The organism is Clostridium sp. D5 (assembly GCF_000190355.1).
In the GTDB taxonomy this organism is placed as follows: domain Bacteria; phylum Bacillota; class Clostridia; order Lachnospirales; family Lachnospiraceae; genus Faecalicatena; species Faecalicatena fissicatena_A.
Window position 1 is genome coordinate 119,380 of record NZ_GL870821.1, and the last position, 22,372, is coordinate 141,751.

The window sequence follows — 22,372 nt, forward strand, 5'->3', positions numbered from 1 at the left end:
TATGAATAGAAAATATGAATGTGGATTCGACCATGAATCAATCTATAAAGTTGCAAACTCAAGACTTGGATGGTACAGACAGAGTGGAATGAACGTAGTTAATTTTATCATTAGCCCAATGGTGCTTGAAACAAAAATAAAGGACGGAGCTGGTTTGCTCAATCCTTTAAATTATTATCTAAGATAAGTTGGAATATAAGTTGTAGAGCCGTATACGAGACCCGTACGTACGGTTCAATGAGAGGGAAATAATGCTAGCCATTATTTCCCTACTCTATTTAATCAGACGCCGCAAAAGAACAGAGGAAATCGTGCGGACAGGGAGAACATATGCGTTTAAATAAAATGACAGACTCACTGGCTGTTGTAAAGTACTGCCGGGGAGGTCTGCGCGGAGGGAACGGGGTGATTCTTCCGCAGGAGCTGCTTAAGCATAATTACAACGAGCTGGAAGAGCATTATTTTATCCATGATATTCAAAAGCTTTCATCAGGGTTTCCGGAACGGGAAAATATATATATTCTGGGGCATGAGGTGACAGAGGATTTTCCGCTGCATAATCATGATTTTTTTGAGTTGTGCTATGTGTGTCAGGGTGAGGTGCTGAATGTAATCGATGGTGTTGAGCTGTATATGTCCCGGGGCGATATTGTACTGCTGAATAAAAATGCACTTCAGGAAATACGATGTGTGAATGAGGAGACACTGATCGTAAATGTCTGTATTAAGGATGAACTTTTTGAGCGGACCCTGAGGGAGTTTGTGCTGGACCAAAATCCTATATCAGAATTTTTGAGATATGAAAATCCGGGACGGGAAAAGTATATGTTTTTTCCTACGGGATACAGCAGAAATATCCCGGTATTCATGAACAATATGGTCGAAGAATACACACAGGCGGGTTTCCATCAGACCTTCTCTTTGGAGGCATGGCTTCTTTTGCTTTTTGACAGACTTGTGAAGAGCGGCAGATACAGTTATTACGGCATTGACAGGCAGGCGATGAAAGTGCTTCAATATGTGCAGGAACATTGTATTTTGCAGACATTGGAGGAGATGGCGGCCGAGTTAGGCTATAATGCCAATTATCTCACTGGATATATAAAAAAACATACAGGAAGAAACTGCCGCGAAATTATGAAAGAAGCACGGCTGAATGAGGCGGTCCGCCTGCTGGCAGAGACTGGACTGACTGTTTATCAGGTGTCTGAAGCCTGTGGTTATTCAAGTCCCAGCCATTTTTTCAGGATCTTTAAAGAAGCGTTCCATATGTCGCCAAAAGAATACAGAAAACAGATACAGACTGGTGCAGATGCTTAAAGTCTGCAGCATATCGATTCATTTATGCACAGTGCTGTGCAGGCGGGATCTGAAAGTTAAAAGTATACTCTGGAGAGGACATGATTATGGATAAAAATGAGATTGTTATTGTGGGTGCTGCAATAGTGGACGTCCTTGTCTCACCGGCCAATGAGTCGGTGTTTAAAACGGGTTCCTGTCCGGCAGATACTATACATATGTCGATTGGCGGAGACGCGCTGAATGAGGCGACGGTGCTGGCGAAGCTGGGAAATTCGGGGTGTCCCCGGGTATACCTTGAAACCGTGATAGGGGATGATCTGGCCGGGAAGATTGTGCTGCGGCATTGTGAAAAAATGGGGATCCAGATGGATAAAAGACATATACACAGTGATCTGGACACTGGAATTAACATTGTCCTTGTTCGGAAAGACGGGGAAAGGTTTTTTCTGACCAACGCCAATGGGAGCCTGCGCAGGCTTACCCTTGAAGATATAACGGATCCATTACCGGAGAACGCAAAAATCCTGTGTTTTGCAAGTATTTTTGTATACCCTGAAATGAAAGATTACGAGATGTCAGTACTGTTTAAAAGGGCGAAAAAGCAGGGAATGACGGTCTGCGCGGATATGACAAAATGTAAAAATGGGGAGACAGTCCATGACATATCAAATGCGCTTTCTTATGTAGATTACCTGTTGCCGAATAAGGAGGAGGCCTTTTTGGTAACTGGGGGCAGGACCGTAGAAGAAGCGGCCGACAGTTTTCTGGCTGCCGGTGTCCGGAATGTGGTGATAAAATGCGGCCCGGATGGATGCTTTGTTAAGAATAAAGAGACAGAAATGTGGATATCTGCTGAGCCGGAAGTAAACTGTGTGGATACAACCGGCGCCGGGGACAGTTTTGTGGCGGGTTTTGTGTATGGCTTATCACGTGGCTGTTCTCTGGAAGAGTGCGCTGCATATGCTAACCGCTGCGGAGGTATGGCTGTCCGGACAATCGGGGCTGTAGAATGGATTATGAATAGAAAACAGGGAGACATCCTGTGAAAAGCTGTAATTCTGTGCAGAATATACTAATAAATAGCCCCCTTTATTGAAGCAAATTCATGAAAATAGGCGATATGGACCGAAAAGCCTTACAAAAAGTGCAGAAAAATGTTATAATCAAAATATAGAAGCTGAGAACAGGCCGTTACAGATGATGTACCGGCCTTTCTTAAATCTAATTTACTATAGTCAGAGTGTACCAGCAGGAGTATTGGAAAGAGAGAGGATGCGTGAAAATGAACCCGGGTGAAGTTGTTGTTTATAAGTGCAAAGGGATGTACAAGGTAGAAGATGTGGGAACTTTGAATTTCGGCTTTGTGGACCGCAGGAAAAAGTATTATACACTGCAGTCGATGGAGGATTCGAGGGAACGGGCCTATGTGCCTACCGAGGATAAGGAGAATATCCGAAAACCAGTGAGCAGAGATGAAGCAATCGAGCTGATTCACGAATTGGATGAGATTGAAGTGCTCTGGATTCAGAACGAAAAACTGAGAGAGCGGGAATACAAAGACTGCATCTCCGGATACAGTCCGAAAGATTGGGTGAGAGTGCTGAAGACGCTGCATAAAAGAACGATAAGCAGAGGCAGTATAACGAGTATGGATAAAAAATACCAGCAGATGATCGAACATGCACTTTATAGTGAACTGGGGTATGCACTTGGGATACCACAGAATAAAGTCGAACATTTTATACAGGAGGAGAAAGTTTGTATGCGGGATGAGGCAGAAACGGAGTAAAAGTCCGTCTGTCTGAAACGGGGAGAGGGATGCGCCGGGAAAACGGGGAATGTCTTTGGAAGTAACCCTCTTGCGGAGAATCGCTAACGTAAAATAAGCTGTCCATGAGAGCGTGGACAACATGCGGCCAGAAAGCCTGATGCTTTCTGGCCTAAGTTGTCCTGGAAAGTGATTTGGAAAAACACTTTCCGGCCCTTATGGACAGCTTATTTTACGTGGAGGAGGGGGAAGTACATCTTCCGTGTGATAAACTGCTGTATGGGGCGGCAGATGCATCTTCCGTATAATAAGCTGTGATAGGAGGCGTAGTTATCAGACTCAGGGAGGTCTGGTTAGTCTTTTGCCTTGTATTTCCATCCGAGATCTCTTACGATGTTTTTTATACGGATATAATTGACTTTTGTATTATTTGTATTATAATGAATAATACAAAGATAAATGTACGAACAGACTGGCCTATTGTGGGAGGTGATTATGTGATTTTGAAACTGGATATGTCGGGAGATATTCCGATTTATGTGCAGCTGCGCAATCAGATTGTGATGGGGATTGGCAGGGGGAAGCTTGAGATTGGGGAGAGGCTTCCGACTGTGCGGCAGCTGGCGTTGGATGCGGGGGTAAATACGATGACTGTGAATAAGGCTTACCAGGTTCTGAAGGCGGAAGGGTTTATTGAAATTGACAGGCGGCATGGGGCTGTGGTGCGGCCGGCTCTGGATGCGGACGGGGTGTTCCGTGAGAGACTTGAGGCGGAACTGGAACTGCTTACCGCTGAAGCGAAGCTGAAAGGACTGGATAAACAAGAATTTGTTTCGCTCTGTGAAAAGATCTTTTCAGAGCTGCATCTGCAGGAACGGGAGATGGTTTCTGAAGGCTAGTACATCGTCTAATAATTAACTTACGATATACTAAAAGGGCGCGGGAACAAACATGAAGGAGGATGCTGTATGGTTGTATTTTTGATTTTTCTTTTTACGGATTTATTTATAACGGTTATTTTCATGGCCGTTTATGGACATCGGAGAACATACAGTGAAGGGATGCTGCTGGGGGTTCATATACCATCCTATGCTGTACAGGATGAGGAAGTGGAAGCCGTGCTGGAGAAACACAGAAGAAGGACAAAATGGTTTTACGGAATAAATCTGATACTGTCAGCAGCGGTCTGTCTCCTGAATTTCTGGTATCTTTCTATTTTTATTCTTGTGTGGAGCATCTGGCTGATGGAGCTGACAGCAGGAGCCATGGTACTGATCAATGCTGCACACAGACATTTGTATGACATTAAGGTGAAACGGGGCTGGCATGGAGCTTCGGGAAGCAGGATCGTTGTGGTTGACACGAATGTGTCGGCAGAGAACGACAGGCTGCCTTTCCCGGTCCGGTGGCACATTCCTGTGTTTGCAGCGGCCGCTGCACTGGCTCTGATACCTGGGGTAAGGGAGGTACTTGCAAAGGCTCCTGAAATGTGGGGACTGACAGGGGGATCCGCGGCACTGATCCTGTTTTTTACCGGGATGCATTTATGGACGGTTCGCAGAAGCAACGAGGTATATAGCAGCAATACGGAGATTAATCTGAGAGTAAACCGTCTGGTTAAGAGAGTCTGGTCTGGAATCTGGATTATCAGTGATTATCTGAATCTGCTGTCTATTGGGACCGTGATCTATTCAGGAGTGCGGCAGCACATATTTACCGCCGGGAGTATCATCGGGTATATTGTGATCCAGTGTATCACCGGAATATCAATTCTGGCCGCTTTTTTATATCTAAGATGGAAAAAGAAAGATATATTGAAGGAAGATCCGCAGCCGCTTTATGTAGATGATGATATCTACTGGAAGAATGGCTGGTATAATAATCCTAATGACACAAGAGTGTGGGTGCCGGACAGATTCTGCACGTCCAATTACTCCACAAATATGGGACGGACAGCGGGAAAGGTCTTTACCTTTAGCATTCTGGGCTTTGTGCTGGCTACTTTTATTGTCATATTTATCGTGTTCCTAAAGATGGATTTCACTCCCAGATACCTTTCGGTAAACGGAGAAGATGTCAGTATATCATCCCCGATGGCTCCTGTTTCTTTTAAACGGGATGAAATACAGAGCATAGAACTGCTGAATCACATGCCGGAGGGGGACTTTACGAGAACGAACGGCCTTGCAGACGAACGCCAGCTTGTGGGGAAATTCCGGGAGAGGAAAGATGGGGAATTCAGAGTATATATTTACCGAGGCTATTCTCCAATTCTCAAAATAGAACTTCCGGAGTATACAGTGCTCATAAACAGCGAACAAAAAGGGGAAACACAAAACTGGTATCGGGAATTAGTGAACGGGATTTAGTCTTGGTGACGGATGGGGGGGACGCTCCATGAAGGGATAGCCGCGAATCCCCATAAGAACATACCTGTCCTTTCAAAATCGCGGACACGGACCTAAGAAATTCCAGACGGGAAACAGCCGCAAAAATGGAGCACAGCTGACACATCGAGAGAAATCTGATGATTTCTCACGCTGGGTCAGCTGATTTTTTGATTCGGAATCAAAAAATCTCTCCATTTTCACGGCTGTTTCCCGCCAGGAATTTCTAAGGTCCGCTTTAGCGATTTTGAAAGGACAGGTATGTTCTTTTGGGGATTTGCGGCTATCCCTTCATGGAGCTGGTGCATCCACCGGGTGGACAAAATTCGCTACTAGGGTGTGCCCTCAGACGGGGGCAGCGTATGGATATGAATTGGTGCAGCTATCATATCCCCAGTAGGTTATGTTGATAAGAGCGTTATAACTAAAAAGCCATTCAACTAATAATGTATTTTTAACCAATTAAAAACTTACCCAAGCCATACAAGTTTCACCAATCCGATCCCCATCCGCAGCTCCGGTCGATGCCTCACCCTGGGAACGAGTCTTTTCTGCCGACCGGATGAACCAGCTTACCGGGAGCCGGGACGGGCTGTGAAAAACACCTGTCCTGTTGGAAATGCTTTTAGCGAGTTTAGCAGCAGTTAGAGGAAATCCGCAAAATCAGCCGGAAAAAAGACTGCTTCCGAAGCAGCTTTTTAAAACGCCTGAGGCGTTTAATCACCAGATTAAACGGTGAATGCGTTTGGTTCCGGCTGATTTTGCGGATTTCCTCTTACTGCTGCTTAACGCAGCGGCCGTATTTCCAACAGGACAGGTGTTTTTTGCAGCCCGTCCCGGCTCCTGGTAAGCGTCCCCCCACCCCGTCCGCTCCCAAGGCTCACTCCCAGGCAATAAAAGACTTGCTAAATGGGTTGCTTCATGCTATACTTCACCTAAAAACATTCTGGAAAAGTTTATGACAGTCTTCCGGGATGCAAACGCCAAAGGCGTAAAAAATTATTATTAGGAGGATTATTTTTTACTATGGACTCAGACCCTGACGGGAACACGATTTTATTTCAACTTTTACTCTTATTATTTTTCACACTCATGAATGCTTTTTTTGCCGGTGCCGAGATGGCTGTGGTCTCTGTGAACAAGAACAGGATCAGGAGCCTTGCGGAGGAGGGGAATAAAAAGGCAGGCGTGATTCAAAGCCTCTTTGAGGATTCCACGAAGTTTCTTTCAACGATTCAGGTAGCGATTACATTTGCCGGGTTTTATTCCAGTGCATCGGCTGCAGCTGGGATTGCGCCGCCTCTTGCGGCATGGCTTGAGAACATGAACATACCGTACAGCATGGCAATTGCCAGAAACGGGGTGACATTGCTTTTGATGTTCTTTAACCTTGTGTTTGGTGAACTTGTGCCTAAAAGGATTGCACTGCAGAAGGCAGAGGCGTTCTGTATGGTGACGGTGATGCCTATCCATTATATTTCCAGAATACTTTCACCGTTTATTAAGCTGTTATCTGTATCGACGAAAGCGGTCCTCAGGCTGCTCAGGCTGAAGACGGAAGACCAGGAAGAGGCTGTGACGGAAGAAGAGATCAAGGCACTGCTGAAGATGGGAAATGAAAACGGTACTTTCGAAGATGAAGAGCGGGAGATGATTAATTCCGTATTTTCTTTTGATGACAGGACGGCGCGGGAGGTCATGGTGCCGAGAAGAGATGTGTATGCGCTGGACGTGGAGGAGCCTTTTGCGACTCTGGCAGATGAGATACTGGAATCCAGACATTCCAGAATTCCTGTATATGAAGGCAATATCGACAACATCATCGGAATTCTCCATATCAAGGATGTTATGATAGAAGTGTGCAAAAATGGCTGGGATGGCCTGAATGTCAGGGAACTGGTGCGAAAGCCGTTCTTTGTGCCTGACACAAGAGACGCGGATGAGCTGTTCCGGGACCTTCAAAAGTCCAGAAAGCATATGGCTGTACTGGTGGATGAATACGGTGGATTTTCGGGTATCGTAACGGTGGAAGACCTGGTCGAGGAGATCATGGGAGAGATCAGTGAGGAATATGAGGAAGTCGTCCAGGAGATTATTCTGCTGAACGAAAATGAATATATGCTGGACGGTGGGATTCTCATAGATGACCTGAATGAAGAAATGGGACTGAAGCTGGTCACGGAGAATTATGATACACTTTCGGGTTATCTGATTGAGCGCCTTGGGTACATTCCAGGTAAAGAGAGCCGGGAAACAATTACAGTTGACCATGTGGAATTTGCCCTTGAAGAGATGAAAGGGAACCGGATCAGCAAGGTGCGCATGAGAAAAATCTCAGCTTAGTTATTGAACTTACGCGGATTCGCGGGTATAATAAGTCTGTATACAGCAAAATAATCATGGAATTTAAAGGAGAGCCATCTTATGAAAATGTTATCAATCGAGCAGGAATTAAAGAATAACTCGTATCCCGGAAGAGGTATTATTATTGGGAAGAGTGAAGACGGCAAAAAAGCCGTGACTGCTTATTTCATTATGGGAAGAAGCGAGAACAGCCGCAACCGTATATTTGTGGAAGATGGAGAGGGGATCAGGACACAGGCGTTCGATCCTTCTAAACTGACAGACCCGAGCCTTATTATTTATGCACCGGTTCGCGTACTGGGCAATAAAACTATTGTGACAAACGGGGATCAGACAGACACCATATATGAAGGCATGGACCGGCAGATGACATTTGAGCAGAGCCTGCGCTCAAGGGAATTTGAGCCGGATGGCCCTAACTATACACCGCGTATTTCCGGTATTATGCACCTGGAAAACGGCGGCTATAACTATGCAATGTCTATCTTAAAGAGCAGCAACGGAAATCCTGACAGCTGCAATCGGTATACATTTGCATATGAAAACCCTGCAGCAGGGGAGGGACGTTTTATACATACATACATGTGTGACGGAAATCCGCTGCCAAGCTTTGAGGGAGAACCGAAGCTGATTGCTGTTCCGGACGATATTGAGAGCTTCACGGAGTTATTGTGGAACAGCCTGAATGAGGATAACAAGGTTTCACTGTTTGTGCGCTATATAGATATTGAGACAGGAAAATATGAGACACAGATTGTAAATAAGAATCAATAAGGAGCTAAGGATAAGATGAATGAATTAGAATTAAAGTACGGCTGCAACCCGAACCAGAAACCATCCAGAATCTATATGGAGGATGGAAGCGAACTGCCGATCAGGGTATTATGCGGACGCCCGGGATATATCAATTTCCTGGACGCATTCAATGGCTGGCAGCTGGTAAGCGAACTGAAGAAGGCTACCGGGCTTCCGGCGGCAACTTCCTTTAAGCACGTATCTCCGGCAGGAGCAGCGGTAGGGCTTCCTCTGGATGAAACGCTGGCTAAGATATACTGGGTGGATGATCTGGGTGAGTTGTCTCCGCTTGCATGCGCATATGCGCGGGCCAGAGGCGCCGACAGAATGTCTTCTTTCGGTGATTTTATTTCCCTGTCCGATGTCTGCGATGCGGATACCGCAAGACTGATTAAGAGGGAAGTATCAGACGGCGTGATTGCACCCGGGTATGAGCCGGAAGCTCTTGAGATATTAAAACAGAAGAAAAATGGCAATTATAATGTCATAGAGATCGATCCGGATTACGTTCCGGCTCCGCTGGAGCGCAAAGAAGTATACGGAATTACATTCGAACAGGGAAGAAATGAACTGAAGATTGATGACGAGTTCTTTGCAAATATCGTAACAGACAATAAAGTCATTCCTGAGTCAGCCAAGGTTGACCTGGCGATTTCCATGATTACGCTGAAGTATACCCAGTCTAATTCTGTATGCTATGTGAAGGGCGGACAGGCAATCGGCATCGGTGCAGGACAGCAGTCACGTATCCACTGTACCAGACTTGCAGGACAGAAAGCAGACAACTGGTGGCTCCGTCAGTGCCCGAAGGTACTGGAACTGCCGTTCAAAGATGATATCAGACGCGCGGACAGAGACAATGCTATTGATCTCTACATCGGAGAGGAATACATGGATGTGCTTGCCGACGGCGTCTGGGAGAATACATTTAAAGAAAAACCGGAAGTATTTACAAGGGAAGAGAAGCGTGAATGGCTGGATAAGCTTACGGATGTGGCGCTTGGTTCTGATGCGTTCTTCCCGTTTGGCGATAATATTGAGCGCGCTTATAAGAGCGGTGTGAAGTATGTGGCACAGCCGGGCGGATCTGTGAGAGATGACAATGTAATCGAGGCATGCAACAGACATCAGATGGCTATGGCATTTACAGGGCTGCGTCTGTTCCATCACTAGGATATTGGAAAGGACGGGCTATGTCAGTCAGATTTGAGATACGGATGACGCCGCGGACGATGTACAGCTTTATGCTGCACCATAATTATACACATCTGCCAGGGATACTGAGCGTGGTTTTCGGCACCGTGATTTTGGCGATGGGGCTGAAGCAGGCAGAGTCAGGGAAGGCGGCGAGCGCTGTGCTGTTGTTTTTTATCACGGTGTTTGTTCTTGCGTATCCGCCGGTAATGCTCTGGATTCGCGCAAAGCGCCAGGTGGAAAATACACCCATATTTAAACAGGCTTTGTGCTACGAGCTTTCTGACAGCGGAGTCAAAGTGATTCAGGAAGACCGGGTAAACGAGAATCCCTGGCAGGATTTTCAGAGAGCGGTTTCTACGGAACAGGCACTCGTGCTGTATATGGATAAAAGCCGTGCCGTTATCTTTCCCAGAGCTCAGATTGGAGAGCGGTGGGCGGCTGTGGCGGAGATGATCTCTACCCATATGCCTCCGGACAAGGTCCGGATTCGGCAGGTAAATTAAGCTGGAAAGAGGAACCAATATGGTACTGGAATCAAGGAGTCCCGAACAGACATTTCAAATCGGCGTCAGGCTGGGGCAGAAAGCGAAGCCGGGGCAGGTATATACTCTGACCGGTGATCTTGGTGTGGGTAAAACGGTATTTACTCAGGGATTCGCAAAAGGGCTTGACATTGAGGAGCCGGTTTGCAGCCCCACGTTTACAATTGTACAGGAGTACGGGGAGGGCCGTCTCCCGTTTTACCATTTCGATGTCTACCGCATTGGTGATGTGGAGGAGATGGATGAAGTGGGATATGAAGACTATATCATGGGCGAAGGCGTTTCTCTGATTGAGTGGGCCAGCCTGATTGAGGAGATTCTTCCAGAGAAACGTACGGAAGTGATCATTGAAAAGGATCTGGAACAGGGATTTGAATATCGCAGAATAACGATAGAAGAGATATAGACAACAAACGGGGGTCAGACGGGTGCTGGCCCCTTTATAGAGAGGAAGTATAATATGCGGGTATTGGCAATTGACAGCTCCGGGCTGACCGCGACGGTGGCAGTTGTGGAGGAGGACAGAACTATAGCGGAATATACCATTGATTATAAAAAGACTCATTCACAGACGCTCCTGCCTATGATCGATGAAGTGGCAAAGATGGTGGAACTGGATCTTGCAACCATTGATGCAATTGCAGTGTCAGGAGGGCCGGGGTCTTTTACGGGACTGCGCATCGGCTCAGCAACGGCGAAGGGGCTGGGGCTGGCACTGAACAAACCATTGCTGCATATACCCACAGTGGACGGTCTGGCATATCAGGTCTACGGATGTGAAGACATCATATGTCCGATTATGGATGCGCGCAGGAATCAGGTGTATACCGGGATTTATACATTTTCAAAAAAAGCGGGCAGGAAAGAGGGCACGAATAAAGTGGAGCCCTGCTTTCAGGTGCTGAAAATGCAGATGGCAGTATCAATAGAAGAACTGATCCGCCGTCTGAATGCATACGGAAGGCCGGTCGTATTCCTGGGAGACGGAGTGCCCGTACACAGGGATGTGATCGATAAGTATATTCAGGTGCCGTATTCTTTTGCACCGTCTTATATGAACCGTCAGCGTGCAGCCGCAGTAGGGGCCCTGGGGATTCAGTATTATAAAGCAGGCCGGACCGAGACTGCCATGGAGCATCAGCCGGAGTATCTCCGGGTGTCGCAGGCCGAGCGTGAGCGGGCCGAGAGAGAGAAGCAGGCCGAGCTGATCGTCCGCTATCTGAGAGTGGAAGATGCGGCGGCAGCGGCAGAGATGGAACGGCAGGTGTTTTCGGATCCATGGAGTGAGAAAAGCGTGCTGGATACGATCAATCAGCCCCGGACAATCTGTATAGCCGCGGAAAAGGCGGGAAGGCTTATAGGATATATGCTGGCCTACGAAGCTGCCGGGGAAGCAGAGATTGTCCGTATTGCAGTCGAAAAAGAATCCAGGCGGCAAGGGGTGGGCGGCCATCTGATGCTGAAGCTGGAAAATATATGTGAAGAAAGAAAAATGAGCAAAATACTTCTGGATGTGCGGGAGAGTAATACTGCGGCGCGCTCTTTCTATGAAGAAGAGGGGTTTGTGGAGGAGGGCATCAGGCAGAACTTTTACGATGCTCCGAAAGAAGACGCGGTGCTGATGAGCCGAAAACTTGGCAGGTAATTGAGGAAGCACTTCCCAGTAGGAAAACTGCTCAAAAGTCGATATAATGAAGGCGTAACAAAAGTGAAATATACACAGCACAGGAGGAATTTGTATGCGCCAGTATCAAATGAAAGAAACAAAAGAAGTAAAAAAAATGATCTGCAATAAATGCGGAAAAGAAATACCGGTTGTAAATGGGCATGCGGAGGAAGGCATCCTGAGTGTGGACTATACATGGGGATACTTCTCTGAAAAGGATGGGGAAAAACATTCTTTTGATTTATGTGAATCCTGCTATGATGAACTTCTCGCATCATTTAAGATACCGGCAGAAATAGAGGGATAATATGTTAGATGTATGCTTGCTTGGAAGCGGCGGCATGATGCCGCTTCCTTATCGGTGGCTGACTGCCCTGATGACAAGATTTAACGGCAGCAGTCTGCTGATAGACTGCGGGGAAGGAACACAGATCGCAATCAAGGAAAAAGGCTGGAGCTTTAAGCCTATAGATGTCATCTGTTTTACACACTATCACGGTGACCATATCAGCGGGCTTCCGGGACTGCTTCTCACGATGGGGAATGCGGACCGCAGGGAACCCCTTACACTAATTGGGCCAAAAGGACTGGAAAGGGTTGTGAATGCGCTGAGAGTAATTGCGCCGGAACTTCCGTTTCCTATTCGTTTTTTAGAAATAGAAGGTGCACAGCAGACATTTGAGATGAACGGTTACCGCCTGAAGGCATTTCGTGTGAACCATAATGTTCTCTGCTACGGGTACACGCTGGAGATCGACCGGGCGGGCAAATTTGATATAGAAAGAGCAAAGGCACAGGAGATCCCGATGCAGTGCTGGAATCTGCTGCAAAAGGGACAGACAGTGGAACAGGACGGACGGGTACTGACACCGGATATGGTTCTGGGCGCCCCAAGAAAAGGGATTAAAGTTACTTATACAACAGATACAAGACCAACGGATTCAATCCGGGAGAATGCAAAAGATTCGGATCTGTTCATATGTGAAGGTATGTACGGAGAGAAAGACAAAGCCGCAAAAGCGGTGGAATACAAGCATATGACCTTCTATGAGGCAGCAGCGCTTGCCCGGGAAGCACAGGTGAAGGAACTCTGGCTGACACATTACAGCCCTTCGCTGACCAGGCCGGAAGAGTTCATGGACGATGTGAAAAAGATCTTCCCGGCGGCAAAGCCCGGAAAAGACAGGATGTCTGTCGAACTGGCATTTTGTGAAGACCAGCCTTAAAGCGGACAATAGGAGGCACATAATGAAAGAGATTAGAAATATTAATATACTGGCAATTGAGAGCTCCTGTGATGAAACCGCCGCTGCGGTAGTGAATAACGGGCGCGAAGTGCTGTCCAATGTGATATCATCCCAGATTGAACTTCACAAGCTGTACGGCGGCGTGGTACCTGAAATTGCATCCAGAAAGCATATTGAAAAGATCAATCAGGTGATAGAAGAGGCGCTGGAGGAAGCGGACATGACGCTGGATGATATCGATGCCATTGGAGTGACATACGGCCCGGGACTTGTGGGAGCCCTTTTGGTGGGAGTGGCAGAGGCCAAGGCAATTGCCTATGCAAAGAAGCTTCCGCTGGTCGGAGTACATCACATAGAGGGACACATATCTGCAAATTACATTGAACATCCAAGCCTGGAACCGCCATTTTTATGTCTGGTGGTATCGGGCGGGCATACGCATCTTGTCTGTGTGAAAGAATACGGGGAATATGAGATTTTGGGCCGGACGAGAGATGATGCGGCAGGTGAAGCCTACGATAAAGTGGCCAGGGCCATCGGGCTGGGCTACCCGGGCGGTCCCAAGATAGACAGACTCGCAAAAGAAGGTAATCCGGACGCGGTTAAATTCCCGCGTGCACATATCGAAGGGGCACCATACGACTTCAGCTTCAGCGGCCTGAAGTCAGCGGTACTGAATTATATCAATGGCTGCCAGATGAAGGGGCAGACCTACAATCCGGCGGATATTGCCGCCTCTTTCCAGAAAGCAGTGGTAGATGTGCTGGTGGAGAATTCTATGAATGCGGCGGCAGAGTTCGATATGAACAAGTTTGCCATAGCCGGAGGCGTGGCATCCAACAGCGCACTCAGAGAAGGAATGAAAGAAGCCTGCCAAGAGCGGGGGATCGAATTTTATTATCCTTCACCGATTTACTGTACGGATAATGCGGCCATGATCGGGACGGCTGCTTACTACGAATATCTGGCAGGGACAAGGCATGGCTGGGATTTGAATGCAGTGCCGAATCTAAAACTGGGGGAACGTTAGGAGAGAGGTGCATATGGGGAAAATGCATTGTACCGCCATTGTACTGGCGGCAGGTCAGGGGAAGAGAATGGGAACGAAAGTGCACAAGCAGTATCTGATGCTGGCCGGACGGCCAGTGCTCTATTATTCCCTGAAAGCTTTTGAGGATTCACCCGTAATAGATGAGGTTTTTCTGGTAACGGGAGCCGGGGAAGAAGAGTACTGCAGAGAGAATATAGTAAATCTATTTCAGTTCAAAAAAGTAAGCCGGATCATGCAGGGCGGCGCAGAACGCTATCATTCTGTCTGGAACGGCCTGCAGGAACTGGAGGAAAACGGATATGTCTTCATTCATGACGGCGCCCGCCCGTTTGTGGACGGCAAAATGATTGAAAGAGCGTACGCAGAAGTGCAGGAACACAAAGCCTGTGTCGTTGGCATGCCCGTGAAAGATACCATCAAGGTGGCGGATGACAGCGGTACGGTGGAAACAACGCCGGACAGAAGTAAGCTTTGGATGGTGCAGACGCCCCAGGTCTTTGAAAATCATATCGTAAGAGGCGCATATTCTATGCTGATGCGGGAAAGCTATATTAATGTGACCGATGATGCCATGGTTGTGGAGCAGATGCTGCAGTATCCGATCAGGCTTGTATACGGTTCATATGAGAACATAAAGATAACGACTCCGGATGATCTGGAGATGGCAGAAGTGTTACTCAAAAGACGCAGTTAAAAATATTAAAAAAGATATTGACATATATTTCATATATATGCTACAATATCCAATGTCGCGAAAGCAGACAAGACAATTGAACTTATACTGCCATGTGCAGATAAGAGACTGGAGAGGTATCGAAGTGGTCATAACGAGGCGGTCTTGAAAACCGTTTGTCCGCAAGGGCGCGTGGGTTCGAATCCCACCCTCTCCGTTAAAAAAAGAAGTGGAACTCAGTAATATGCTGGGTTCCACTTCTTTTTTTGTTATATGGAAAATTATTTGCCATTCACCTCATTGTATGTGGATTCAAAATACTGAAAGAGCAGATTCAAAGGCTCTGTCATCGGTACATCCTTCGGACGGACAAGGCATACCTTCGATATTATAGGTTTTTTAAAGTGCGTTACCCGGATATTGGGAAACAGCGAAGTTGATACCAGGTTGCCTGGGATGATGGCGACACCGAAGTTTGCATTTACCATGGACAGGATCTGCTCATGATGCTTGTAAAGATAGGAAAAACTGGGATAAAGGTTTCTATCCTGAAATAACTGTTTGGTTGTCCTGTGCAGAGAAGAGGATTCATCGAAAGAAATAATCGGATAATCTGCAAGCTCCTCCAGCGTAACATACTCTTTATTCAGCTGTTCCATCTTATCGGGATATATAATCATCAGCTCTTCCTCCCGAAATGTCACATATTCATACTTTGACAAATCAAGGGAATCCATGCGGAGGATGGCGGCATCTATCTGTTTAAACTGTAACATGTTCTGCAGTTCCTCCTGCTCACGCTCAAGCAGGTTTACATAAATGTTAGAAGAAGCAATCAGTTTTTGAAAGAAAACAATGTCATCATTCAGATTATATTCATTGATAATGGGAAGCACACCTAAAATCAGAGGATTTTTAGAAGCATTTCCATTCATTTTGTTAAGATCAGACATCATAGAAGCATAATCCTTGGAAAATTTATTGGCATACGCCATAAAACGTTCCCCTTCTGCAGTCAAAGTGTTTTCCTTGGCTTCCCTGTTAAAAAGTGTATGCCCAAGTTCCAGTTCCAGCGCCTTAATCTGCTTGGACAAAGAAGATTGGGAAATGTACAGTTCATCACTTGCCAGCGTAAAGGTCTTGTATTTTACAACAGCAAGAAAATACATTATCTGTGAAAGGGTCATAGACCACACCTCCGTGTTTGTTTTAAGGTTTGTTAATTATTTGACATTAAACTTCCGGATGAACGATTTGATAATTTTATTGTATGTTAAGTATTATATAAAAATGTGGGTGAGCATGCAATTCAATTATGGAATAATACTTGGTACAAAAGGGAATTGCATTTGGCGTGTGAAAAAAACTATAATAATCTCGAAAACAAAAGCGCTTTGTTGGACGAAATAAACAAAAAATCATGAGGTTGTAACTTATCAGTGAATGTGTAAGGAGGAAAAGGCGTGGCAAAAGTATACAAAGACTTAAGGGAGTTTCTGGCGACCCTGGAGGAAGAAGGTCAACTGGTACGAGTAAAAGAAGAAGTGATGCCTGAACCGGATATTGCATCTGCAGGTCGTGCAGCAGCAAATATCAAAAACGGACCAGCCGTATTATTTGAAAATATCAATGGTTATAAGGGGAAGGTTGTAACAAATGTCCATGGTTCATGGCCGAATCATGCATTAATGATGGGTATGCCAAAGGATACACCGGTCAAGGATCAATTCTTTGAACTGAACCGCAGATGGGATAAATTCCCGGTACCGCCAAATGTTGTGGAAAGAGATGCTGCTCCATGTAAAGAAAATGTAGTGGATAAAGATATCAACCTGTTCGATATCCTTCCGCTTTACAGAATCAATGATCAGGACAGTGGATTTTTCATCTCAAAGGCTTCCGTTGTAACAGCAGATCCTGAAGATCCGGGCAATTTCGATAAGATGAATGTTGGTACATACCGTATTCAGGTGAAAGATAAAGACAAAGTTGGTATCCAGGCTCTGGCTATGCACGATATCGCAGTACAGCTGGAAAAAGCAGAGCGTAAAAATGAGAAAGTGCCGATCGCAATTGCACTTGGAAATAACCCGCTGGTAACCTTCATGGCTTCTACGCCGGTTGGATATTCACAGAATGAATACGAGTTCGTGGGCGCACTCCAGGATGGGGTTCCGATTGATATTGTAAAAGCAGATTTGAGCGATCACCTCTTTGTTCCGGCAGGATCAGAGGTTATTCTGGAAGGATATATAGAGCCGCGTGTACGTGAAGTGGAAGGACCATTCGGTGAGTTCCCGGGTTCCTATTCAGGAGCACGTAACCAGTGTGTTGTACGTATCGAGCGTATTACTTACAGAACAGATCCGATTTTCGAAAATCTGTACCTTGGTATTCCGTGGACAGAAATTGATTACCTGATGGCATTGAATACTTCTGTACCGCTTTACAAACAGATTAAAGAAGGATTCCCGGAATTAGTTGCACTGAACGCAATGTATATGCACGGTCATGTTGCAATTGTTTCTACCAAATGCCGTTACGGCGGATATGGAAAAGGAATTGCATTCCGTCTGTTATCCACACCGCACGGTATGCCTTACACAAAGATTGTCATCGTTGTAGATGAATACGTGGATCCGTTTAACCTGGAACAGGTTATGTGGGCAATGGCATCAAGAGTAAAACCGGACAAAGATGTTGCAATCATCCCGAACTGCCCGGGTATGCCTCTTGATCCGTCCTCTTATCCGGCAGGCATGCACACGAAGATGATTATTGATGCAACGACACCGGTAGCACCAGAGCCGAATCCGCGTGCAGTAGAGCTTCTTCAGCCACCTGCAAAGACAGAAGAATGGGAAGAAAAACTTCGCGAATTATTCAAATAAGACAAAAGGCATGCAAATCATCTGCAGGAGCGGATGGGTGCAATAATGAAGGAGGTAGAAGATATGACTTGTCCACGTTGTGGTAGTGACAAAATAAGAGTGATGGTAAAATCTCCGGTTGGAGACGCTTGGGAAGTATATGTATGTGAAACTTGTATCTATTCATGGAGATCAACGGAAACCCCGGATATTCATGACAAATTCAAATTAAATCCAGAAGAGATTAAGGACTTACAGGTTATTCCACCGGTACCACCGCTTGATTAATAGAGAGTTCAATGATCAAATGACGAGAGGGCCTGTTCCATTATCAGAACAGGCCTTCTGATAAATAAACTGGAAAATTACTGTTCATAGTTAAATAAAATATTCAATGAGAAAAAGGGGGTCTATTAATGAACAAGAAAGTCATAGGCTTTCTGGCGGGTGTTGCAGTGGCGGTTATCATTCTGCTTTTACCTTTATCGGGGATTGAACCGGAAGGCCAGAGATGTCTTGCATTAAGTTTAATGACCGTAGTATGGTGGGCAACAAATGTGGCACAGTCAGGTTTCGTAGGGGGTATCTACCTGATTCTGCTGATTGTATGTAAGGTTGCAACACCAGATCTTGTATTTAAATCATGGTACGGTTCCTCCACCATGTGGCTGGTTATGGGAGCCTATATGATTGCAGGCGCCGTGAAGGATTCCGGCCTTGGCGAGCGTATCGCATATGCATTTATCAAAAAATTTGTGCGCTCTTACAATGGGATTATTATTTCGATTTTCGTACTGACATTTATTATGAGTGTACTGATACCACATCCGTGGCCGAGAGCATTCCTGATCATGTCGGTTATGGCAGTCGTGATTCAAAGTGCTAAGATTCCAAAAGTAGACGCAGTTAAAATTGGTTTTACAGTGTTCGCGGCTTCCGTACCGGTATCTCTGATCTTCCTCACCGGCGACAGCGTAATCAATCCGCTGGCAGCCTCCTATGCAGGAGAAAACGTGAGTGTTGGCTGGATCGGATGGTTCCAGTACATGGGAATTCCGGCGATTGTTGCATCCGTTATAACGCTGGTTCTGATTCTGATTCTCTTCAAGCCTTCACAGCCGGTAACCATTAATCTTCAGGAAATTGAAGAAAAACAAAAGGCGCAGGGCCCGATGAGCAAATTGGAAAAGAGAACCACAATCTGGCTTATTATCGCCATCATTCTGTGGATGACAGATTCAATCCACGGCATCGACATCGGCTGGGTCACAATGGGCGTTGCAATGTGCATGAGTCTGCCGCTTATCGGAGAAGTTCTTACCGTAAAGTCCTGGGGACAAGTTCCGGTACACGTACTGGTATTCCTGACGTCTGCCATGGCAATCGGTACAGTAGGCGGGGCGACCGGTATGAATACATGGATTGCAAATACGATTCTGCCTGAACATCTGCCAAGCAACCTTTTCGTGCTGGCATTGCTGATTGCACTGATTTCTATGGTTGTACATATGTTTATGGGATCCGTAATCGCGGTTATGGGTGTTGTTATTCCGTCTGTACTGATTTTAACTGAGTCTATGGGAATCCCGCCGCTTGCAACAGCGCTGATTGTGTATATAGCAATTGCATCCCACTATATCCTCCCGTTCCACCACCTGAATATGCTGGTCGGACAGGGCGAGGAAAATGGAATGTATACGCAGAAAGAAACAATCCGGCTTGGAGTTCCTCTTACCATTGTAGTATTCATTCTGGTATTGGTGGAAGTACTTTGGTGGAATATAGTCGGGCTGGTATAACAATATCTGCGCTGGTTTTGAAACGCCGTGCATTTATAAATAAGCCGGCGGATCATATTAAATTATGACAAATATAATATAGGCCGGAGCTTGAAAAAGTTTCCGACCTATTTCTATAAAAATGTGAAAAAATATGATATTGTTTTATGAGAAGGAGGAAAAGGCATGAGAATCATTGTAGGGGTATCCGGCGCTACAGGGGTAGAGATGAGTTATTATCTGATGCGGGCGCTTAGAAGCATAGAGGAGTGTAAGATACATCTGGTGATGAGCAGTGGAGCAAAGGTGACATGGAATCTGGAGAGTAAGATTCCCATTGAGAAACTGACAGCACTTGCGGATGTAGTACACGATGAGAAGAACATGGCGGCGTCTATATCCAGCGGCTCTTTTGTGACTGACGGCATGATTGTCATGCCCTGCAGCATGAAGACTCTTGCGGGGATAGCAGCAGGTTATGCGGACACGCTGATTATCCGTGCGGCGGATGTCTGTTTGAAAGAGGGGAGAAAGGTGGTATTAGTTCCGCGGGAGATGCCGCTGAACCGCATCCACCTGCGAAATCTGAAAGAGGTGGCAGATGCCGGGTGCACAATCGTTCCGCCGCTTTTGACGTTTTACAATGGTGCGAGGACGATTGAGGATCAGATCAACCATATTGTCGGGAAAATTTTGATGCAGTTTGGGATTGCGTATGACAAGTTCGTACCCTGGACCGGAGAGGAAGAGGAAGTGATAGAGGATGAAGAATAGCTGTCTGAGAGAAAAATTATTTGACGGATATGATGTACAATGTGATATGATTGAAATGGGAAAAGACTACACATTGACTGTGTATGGCGGAGATACACCTCATGCAGGCAGCGTGGTGATGGCGACAGCAAGGCCCAGCCTGACCGGTGAAGGAACCGGAGTTACATCCAGTGTGATCAACGGGATCGGGCATAAGGACGAAACCATAGCCAGATGGTTTGCCGAGAGCATTGCGAAAAGAAAAAACTGTACCGTAGTTTGTGTATGCGGAATTCACGTGGATGACATCACACCGGATCAGATTGAGACAGTGAGAAAGAGCTGCGGTGTACTTCTTGAGAAGATGTTAGAGAAAATCAGCTAAGGAACGGAGAGGCTTATGGAAGGAAAACAGCAAATCAGAAAACCGGAAAGTACGGATCAGATACAGGCGCAGGCCGATGAATTACAGGCGCATGTTGTTCTGGTTGATATGGAGGACCAAATACTTGGATGTATGGAGAAAATGCAGGCCCATGCAGAGGGCAGGCTTCATCGGGCGTTCTCTGTATTTCTGTATAAAGATGATGCAATATTACTTCAGAGACGCGCAAAAGAAAAATACCACTGCGGCGGTTTGTGGACCAATACCTGCTGTTCTCACCCGGGGATGGGGGAAAGCGTATATCAGGCGGCCTGCAGGAGGCTTCAGGAAGAGCTGGGGATTGAGACGGAGAATCTGGAAGAGATTCAATCCTTTGTCTATCGCTATACGTTTGAAAACGGACTGACTGAGTTTGAATACGACCACATTCTGATCGGCGAGTACCGGGGCAGCTGGATAGAAAACCCGGAGGAAGTGGAAGAAGTGAGGTGGGTGAAGATTAAAGATCTTATAGCGGATATTCAGAAAAATCCGGAGCATTATACTCCGTGGTTTATGATTGCGCTGAAAAAGGTTCTGGAATTTATAAATGCAAGGATACAGGAAGGTTGTCTGTGCAGTGCTCAAACATAATATACCGGTTCCTCTCCATGAAGAAGGAACTCAGACGGGAGTTCCTTCTCAGTTAAGCCAGCGCATCGATAAACATTGATTTACGGTTACCATCGGACGTGCCGGCAGGATATGCAGTATTGGGGGATGGAGGCCGGCGTTTAGGAGCGGTATTTTCAGCATTTTATGAATCAGATAAAAACATGGAAGGGCATGTCGAAAAGAGCCTGATTTAATATGCTGTAAAATGTCTGAAAATTGTCTCGGAAATTGTAAAAAGAAGAAAATTAAAAAAAGAGAAAAAAGGACTAGACAAGAAGCCCTGTTTCGTGTATATTTAATAGCGGACGTTTTGGAGAAGTACCCAAGCTGGCCGAAGGGGCTCCCCTGGAAAGGGAGTAGGTCGTTAATAGCGGCGCGAGGGTTCAAATCCCTCCTTCTCCGTTAGTTCTGTCTGTATGAAGAAACACCGTTTCGACAGGGGCAGAACAGCATATCAAAGTATGTTAAGAAAGAATGAAAATTTTGTAAAAAAGTTTTAAAAAATGTCTTGACAAACTGGTACAAGAAATGCTAATATGTTTAAGCTGACTCGAGAGAGAACAGACAAGCTTTAAAAAGAAAAATAAAAAAGTTCTTGACAAAGCAAAACGGACATGGTAGAATATGGAAGTTCGCTTTAAACAAAAAGAACAAAAAGAACCTTGATAATTAAACAATAGACAACAAACCCTTGAAAATTTCTTAAAGAGAAAATTTCAAAGAACAGCATCATAAAAGATGCACCCATCACTGAGAGAGATCTCGGTGGTAAGAACAGTAAAAGGGATAGAATTAGCTAGTAGTTAATTCTGACTCGGATACAAACACTTTTAACGAGAGTTTGATCCTGGCTCAGGATGAACGCTGGCGGCGTGCTTAACACATGCAAGTCGAGCGAAGCGCTTTACTTTGATTTCTTCGGAATGAAGAGTGTTGTGAC

General features: G+C 45.9%; 22 protein-coding genes, 2 tRNA genes, 1 rRNA gene and 1 pseudogene. 25 read left to right on the forward strand and 1 reads right to left on the reverse strand.

The window, feature by feature from the left end:
* From HMPREF0240_RS24865 to HMPREF0240_RS21570, 17 genes and pseudogenes are all read left to right on the forward strand, one after another.
* Window positions 1–187 (forward strand): annotated as a pseudogene (locus tag HMPREF0240_RS24865) (group II intron reverse transcriptase/maturase); the annotation flags it as partial.
* A 143-nt stretch (window positions 188–330) separates the two neighbouring features.
* On the forward strand, window positions 331–1,320 hold the full coding sequence (locus tag HMPREF0240_RS21495; RefSeq protein ID WP_035314521.1) for an AraC family transcriptional regulator: 990 nt from the start codon (window positions 331–333) through the stop codon (window positions 1,318–1,320).
* 86 nt (window positions 1,321–1,406) lie between these two features.
* A complete protein-coding gene (locus HMPREF0240_RS21500) occupies window positions 1,407–2,348 on the forward strand; it encodes a carbohydrate kinase family protein (protein WP_009005510.1) in 942 nt (313 codons plus the stop codon).
* A 236-nt stretch (window positions 2,349–2,584) separates the two neighbouring features.
* Window positions 2,585–3,091, forward strand: coding sequence for a CarD family transcriptional regulator (locus HMPREF0240_RS21505; protein WP_009005511.1), 507 nt, complete (start codon window positions 2,585–2,587; stop codon window positions 3,089–3,091).
* A 476-nt stretch (window positions 3,092–3,567) separates the two neighbouring features.
* A complete protein-coding gene (locus HMPREF0240_RS21510; protein WP_009005512.1) occupies window positions 3,568–3,969 on the forward strand; it encodes a GntR family transcriptional regulator in 402 nt (133 codons plus the stop codon).
* Window positions 3,970–4,038: 69 nt separating this feature from the next.
* A complete protein-coding gene (locus tag HMPREF0240_RS21515; protein ID WP_009005513.1) occupies window positions 4,039–5,439 on the forward strand; it encodes a hypothetical protein in 1,401 nt (466 codons plus the stop codon).
* Window positions 5,440–6,483: 1,044 nt separating this feature from the next.
* The gene (locus tag HMPREF0240_RS21520; protein WP_009005514.1) at window positions 6,484–7,800 is read left to right on the forward strand and encodes a hemolysin family protein; all 1,317 of its coding nucleotides are present in this window, start codon (window positions 6,484–6,486) and stop codon (window positions 7,798–7,800) included.
* 81 nt (window positions 7,801–7,881) lie between these two features.
* Window positions 7,882–8,595, forward strand: coding sequence for an IMP cyclohydrolase (locus tag HMPREF0240_RS21525; protein ID WP_009005515.1), 714 nt, complete (start codon window positions 7,882–7,884; stop codon window positions 8,593–8,595).
* Between the two features lie 15 nt (window positions 8,596–8,610).
* Window positions 8,611–9,789 (forward strand): phosphoribosylaminoimidazolecarboxamide formyltransferase, encoded by a 1,179-nt coding sequence (locus HMPREF0240_RS21530; RefSeq protein WP_009005516.1) that lies wholly within the window; start codon window positions 8,611–8,613, stop codon window positions 9,787–9,789.
* Window positions 9,790–9,809: 20 nt separating this feature from the next.
* Entirely contained in the window at window positions 9,810–10,316 is a 507-nt protein-coding gene (locus HMPREF0240_RS21535; protein ID WP_035314523.1) for a YcxB family protein, read from the forward strand.
* Between the two features lie 19 nt (window positions 10,317–10,335).
* The gene (gene tsaE, locus HMPREF0240_RS21540) at window positions 10,336–10,761 is read left to right on the forward strand and encodes a tRNA (adenosine(37)-N6)-threonylcarbamoyltransferase complex ATPase subunit type 1 TsaE (protein ID WP_009005518.1); all 426 of its coding nucleotides are present in this window, start codon (window positions 10,336–10,338) and stop codon (window positions 10,759–10,761) included.
* Window positions 10,762–10,815: 54 nt separating this feature from the next.
* The gene (gene tsaB / locus HMPREF0240_RS21545) at window positions 10,816–12,000 is read left to right on the forward strand and encodes a tRNA (adenosine(37)-N6)-threonylcarbamoyltransferase complex dimerization subunit type 1 TsaB (protein WP_009005519.1); all 1,185 of its coding nucleotides are present in this window, start codon (window positions 10,816–10,818) and stop codon (window positions 11,998–12,000) included.
* Window positions 12,001–12,094: 94 nt separating this feature from the next.
* Window positions 12,095–12,328 carry a hypothetical protein gene (locus HMPREF0240_RS21550; RefSeq protein ID WP_009005520.1) on the forward strand — a complete coding sequence of 78 codons (234 nt, stop codon included), beginning with the start codon at window positions 12,095–12,097 and terminating at the stop codon, window positions 12,326–12,328.
* Window position 12,329: 1 nt separating this feature from the next.
* Entirely contained in the window at window positions 12,330–13,247 is a 918-nt protein-coding gene (locus HMPREF0240_RS21555; RefSeq protein WP_009005521.1) for a ribonuclease Z, read from the forward strand.
* 22 nt (window positions 13,248–13,269) lie between these two features.
* On the forward strand, window positions 13,270–14,298 hold the full coding sequence (tsaD, locus tag HMPREF0240_RS21560; RefSeq protein WP_009005522.1) for a tRNA (adenosine(37)-N6)-threonylcarbamoyltransferase complex transferase subunit TsaD: 1,029 nt from the start codon (window positions 13,270–13,272) through the stop codon (window positions 14,296–14,298).
* Between the two features lie 13 nt (window positions 14,299–14,311).
* Complete coding sequence (ispD, locus tag HMPREF0240_RS21565; RefSeq protein ID WP_035314526.1) at window positions 14,312–15,013, forward strand: 2-C-methyl-D-erythritol 4-phosphate cytidylyltransferase; 702 nt, start codon at window positions 14,312–14,314, stop codon at window positions 15,011–15,013.
* 110 nt (window positions 15,014–15,123) lie between these two features.
* Window positions 15,124–15,209: transfer RNA gene (locus HMPREF0240_RS21570), tRNA-Ser, on the forward strand.
* Window positions 15,210–15,273: 64 nt separating this feature from the next.
* Here the strand turns inward: HMPREF0240_RS21570 and HMPREF0240_RS23640 are convergent.
* A complete protein-coding gene (locus HMPREF0240_RS23640) occupies window positions 15,274–16,179 on the reverse strand; it encodes a LysR family transcriptional regulator (protein ID WP_050794594.1) in 906 nt (301 codons plus the stop codon).
* A 276-nt stretch (window positions 16,180–16,455) separates the two neighbouring features.
* Here HMPREF0240_RS23640 and HMPREF0240_RS21580 point away from each other — a divergent pair, with 276 nt between their 5' ends.
* From HMPREF0240_RS21580 to HMPREF0240_RS21615, 8 genes are all read left to right on the forward strand, one after another.
* Entirely contained in the window at window positions 16,456–17,883 is a 1,428-nt protein-coding gene (locus tag HMPREF0240_RS21580) for a non-oxidative hydroxyarylic acid decarboxylases subunit C (RefSeq protein WP_009005525.1), read from the forward strand.
* Window positions 17,884–17,916: 33 nt separating this feature from the next.
* Complete coding sequence (locus HMPREF0240_RS25250; protein WP_278245615.1) at window positions 17,917–18,150, forward strand: non-oxidative hydroxyarylic acid decarboxylases subunit D; 234 nt, start codon at window positions 17,917–17,919, stop codon at window positions 18,148–18,150.
* Between the two features lie 128 nt (window positions 18,151–18,278).
* Window positions 18,279–19,661 carry an SLC13 family permease gene (locus HMPREF0240_RS21590; protein WP_009005527.1) on the forward strand — a complete coding sequence of 461 codons (1,383 nt, stop codon included), beginning with the start codon at window positions 18,279–18,281 and terminating at the stop codon, window positions 19,659–19,661.
* Between the two features lie 165 nt (window positions 19,662–19,826).
* Window positions 19,827–20,414 carry a UbiX family flavin prenyltransferase gene (locus tag HMPREF0240_RS21595; RefSeq protein ID WP_009005528.1) on the forward strand — a complete coding sequence of 196 codons (588 nt, stop codon included), beginning with the start codon at window positions 19,827–19,829 and terminating at the stop codon, window positions 20,412–20,414.
* Entirely contained in the window at window positions 20,404–20,778 is a 375-nt protein-coding gene (locus HMPREF0240_RS21600) for a hypothetical protein (protein ID WP_009005529.1), read from the forward strand. The genes HMPREF0240_RS21595 and HMPREF0240_RS21600 overlap by 11 nt, the downstream gene beginning before the upstream one ends.
* Before the next feature lie 15 nt (window positions 20,779–20,793).
* On the forward strand, window positions 20,794–21,411 hold the full coding sequence (gene idi / locus HMPREF0240_RS21605; protein WP_009005530.1) for an isopentenyl-diphosphate Delta-isomerase: 618 nt from the start codon (window positions 20,794–20,796) through the stop codon (window positions 21,409–21,411).
* A 333-nt stretch (window positions 21,412–21,744) separates the two neighbouring features.
* Window positions 21,745–21,834, forward strand: a tRNA-Ser gene (locus HMPREF0240_RS21610).
* Between the two features lie 427 nt (window positions 21,835–22,261).
* Window positions 22,262–22,372, forward strand: a 16S ribosomal RNA gene (locus HMPREF0240_RS21615); the annotation flags it as partial.

Coding starts and splice junctions, on each gene's coding strand:
- HMPREF0240_RS21495 (WP_035314521.1), top strand. CDS start 331: ATGCGTTTAAATAAAATGACAGACTCACTGGCTGTTGTAAAGTACTGC.
- ispD (WP_035314526.1), top strand. CDS start 14,312: ATGGGGAAAATGCATTGTACCGCCATTGTACTGGCGGCAGGTCAGGGG.
- tsaB (WP_009005519.1), top strand. CDS start 10,816: ATGCGGGTATTGGCAATTGACAGCTCCGGGCTGACCGCGACGGTGGCA.
- HMPREF0240_RS21500 (WP_009005510.1), top strand. CDS start 1,407: ATGGATAAAAATGAGATTGTTATTGTGGGTGCTGCAATAGTGGACGTC.
- HMPREF0240_RS21515 (WP_009005513.1), top strand. CDS start 4,039: ATGGTTGTATTTTTGATTTTTCTTTTTACGGATTTATTTATAACGGTT.
- HMPREF0240_RS25250 (WP_278245615.1), top strand. CDS start 17,917: ATGGGTGCAATAATGAAGGAGGTAGAAGATATGACTTGTCCACGTTGT.
- HMPREF0240_RS23640 (WP_050794594.1), bottom strand. CDS start 16,179: ATGACCCTTTCACAGATAATGTATTTTCTTGCTGTTGTAAAATACAAG.
- HMPREF0240_RS21520 (WP_009005514.1), top strand. CDS start 6,484: ATGGACTCAGACCCTGACGGGAACACGATTTTATTTCAACTTTTACTC.
- HMPREF0240_RS21525 (WP_009005515.1), top strand. CDS start 7,882: ATGAAAATGTTATCAATCGAGCAGGAATTAAAGAATAACTCGTATCCC.
- HMPREF0240_RS21535 (WP_035314523.1), top strand. CDS start 9,810: ATGTCAGTCAGATTTGAGATACGGATGACGCCGCGGACGATGTACAGC.
- HMPREF0240_RS21590 (WP_009005527.1), top strand. CDS start 18,279: ATGAACAAGAAAGTCATAGGCTTTCTGGCGGGTGTTGCAGTGGCGGTT.
- HMPREF0240_RS21550 (WP_009005520.1), top strand. CDS start 12,095: ATGCGCCAGTATCAAATGAAAGAAACAAAAGAAGTAAAAAAAATGATC.
- HMPREF0240_RS21505 (WP_009005511.1), top strand. CDS start 2,585: ATGAACCCGGGTGAAGTTGTTGTTTATAAGTGCAAAGGGATGTACAAG.
- idi (WP_009005530.1), top strand. CDS start 20,794: ATGGAAGGAAAACAGCAAATCAGAAAACCGGAAAGTACGGATCAGATA.
- tsaD (WP_009005522.1), top strand. CDS start 13,270: ATGAAAGAGATTAGAAATATTAATATACTGGCAATTGAGAGCTCCTGT.
- HMPREF0240_RS21600 (WP_009005529.1), top strand. CDS start 20,404: ATGAAGAATAGCTGTCTGAGAGAAAAATTATTTGACGGATATGATGTA.
- HMPREF0240_RS21595 (WP_009005528.1), top strand. CDS start 19,827: ATGAGAATCATTGTAGGGGTATCCGGCGCTACAGGGGTAGAGATGAGT.
- HMPREF0240_RS21555 (WP_009005521.1), top strand. CDS start 12,330: ATGTTAGATGTATGCTTGCTTGGAAGCGGCGGCATGATGCCGCTTCCT.
- tsaE (WP_009005518.1), top strand. CDS start 10,336: ATGGTACTGGAATCAAGGAGTCCCGAACAGACATTTCAAATCGGCGTC.
- HMPREF0240_RS21530 (WP_009005516.1), top strand. CDS start 8,611: ATGAATGAATTAGAATTAAAGTACGGCTGCAACCCGAACCAGAAACCA.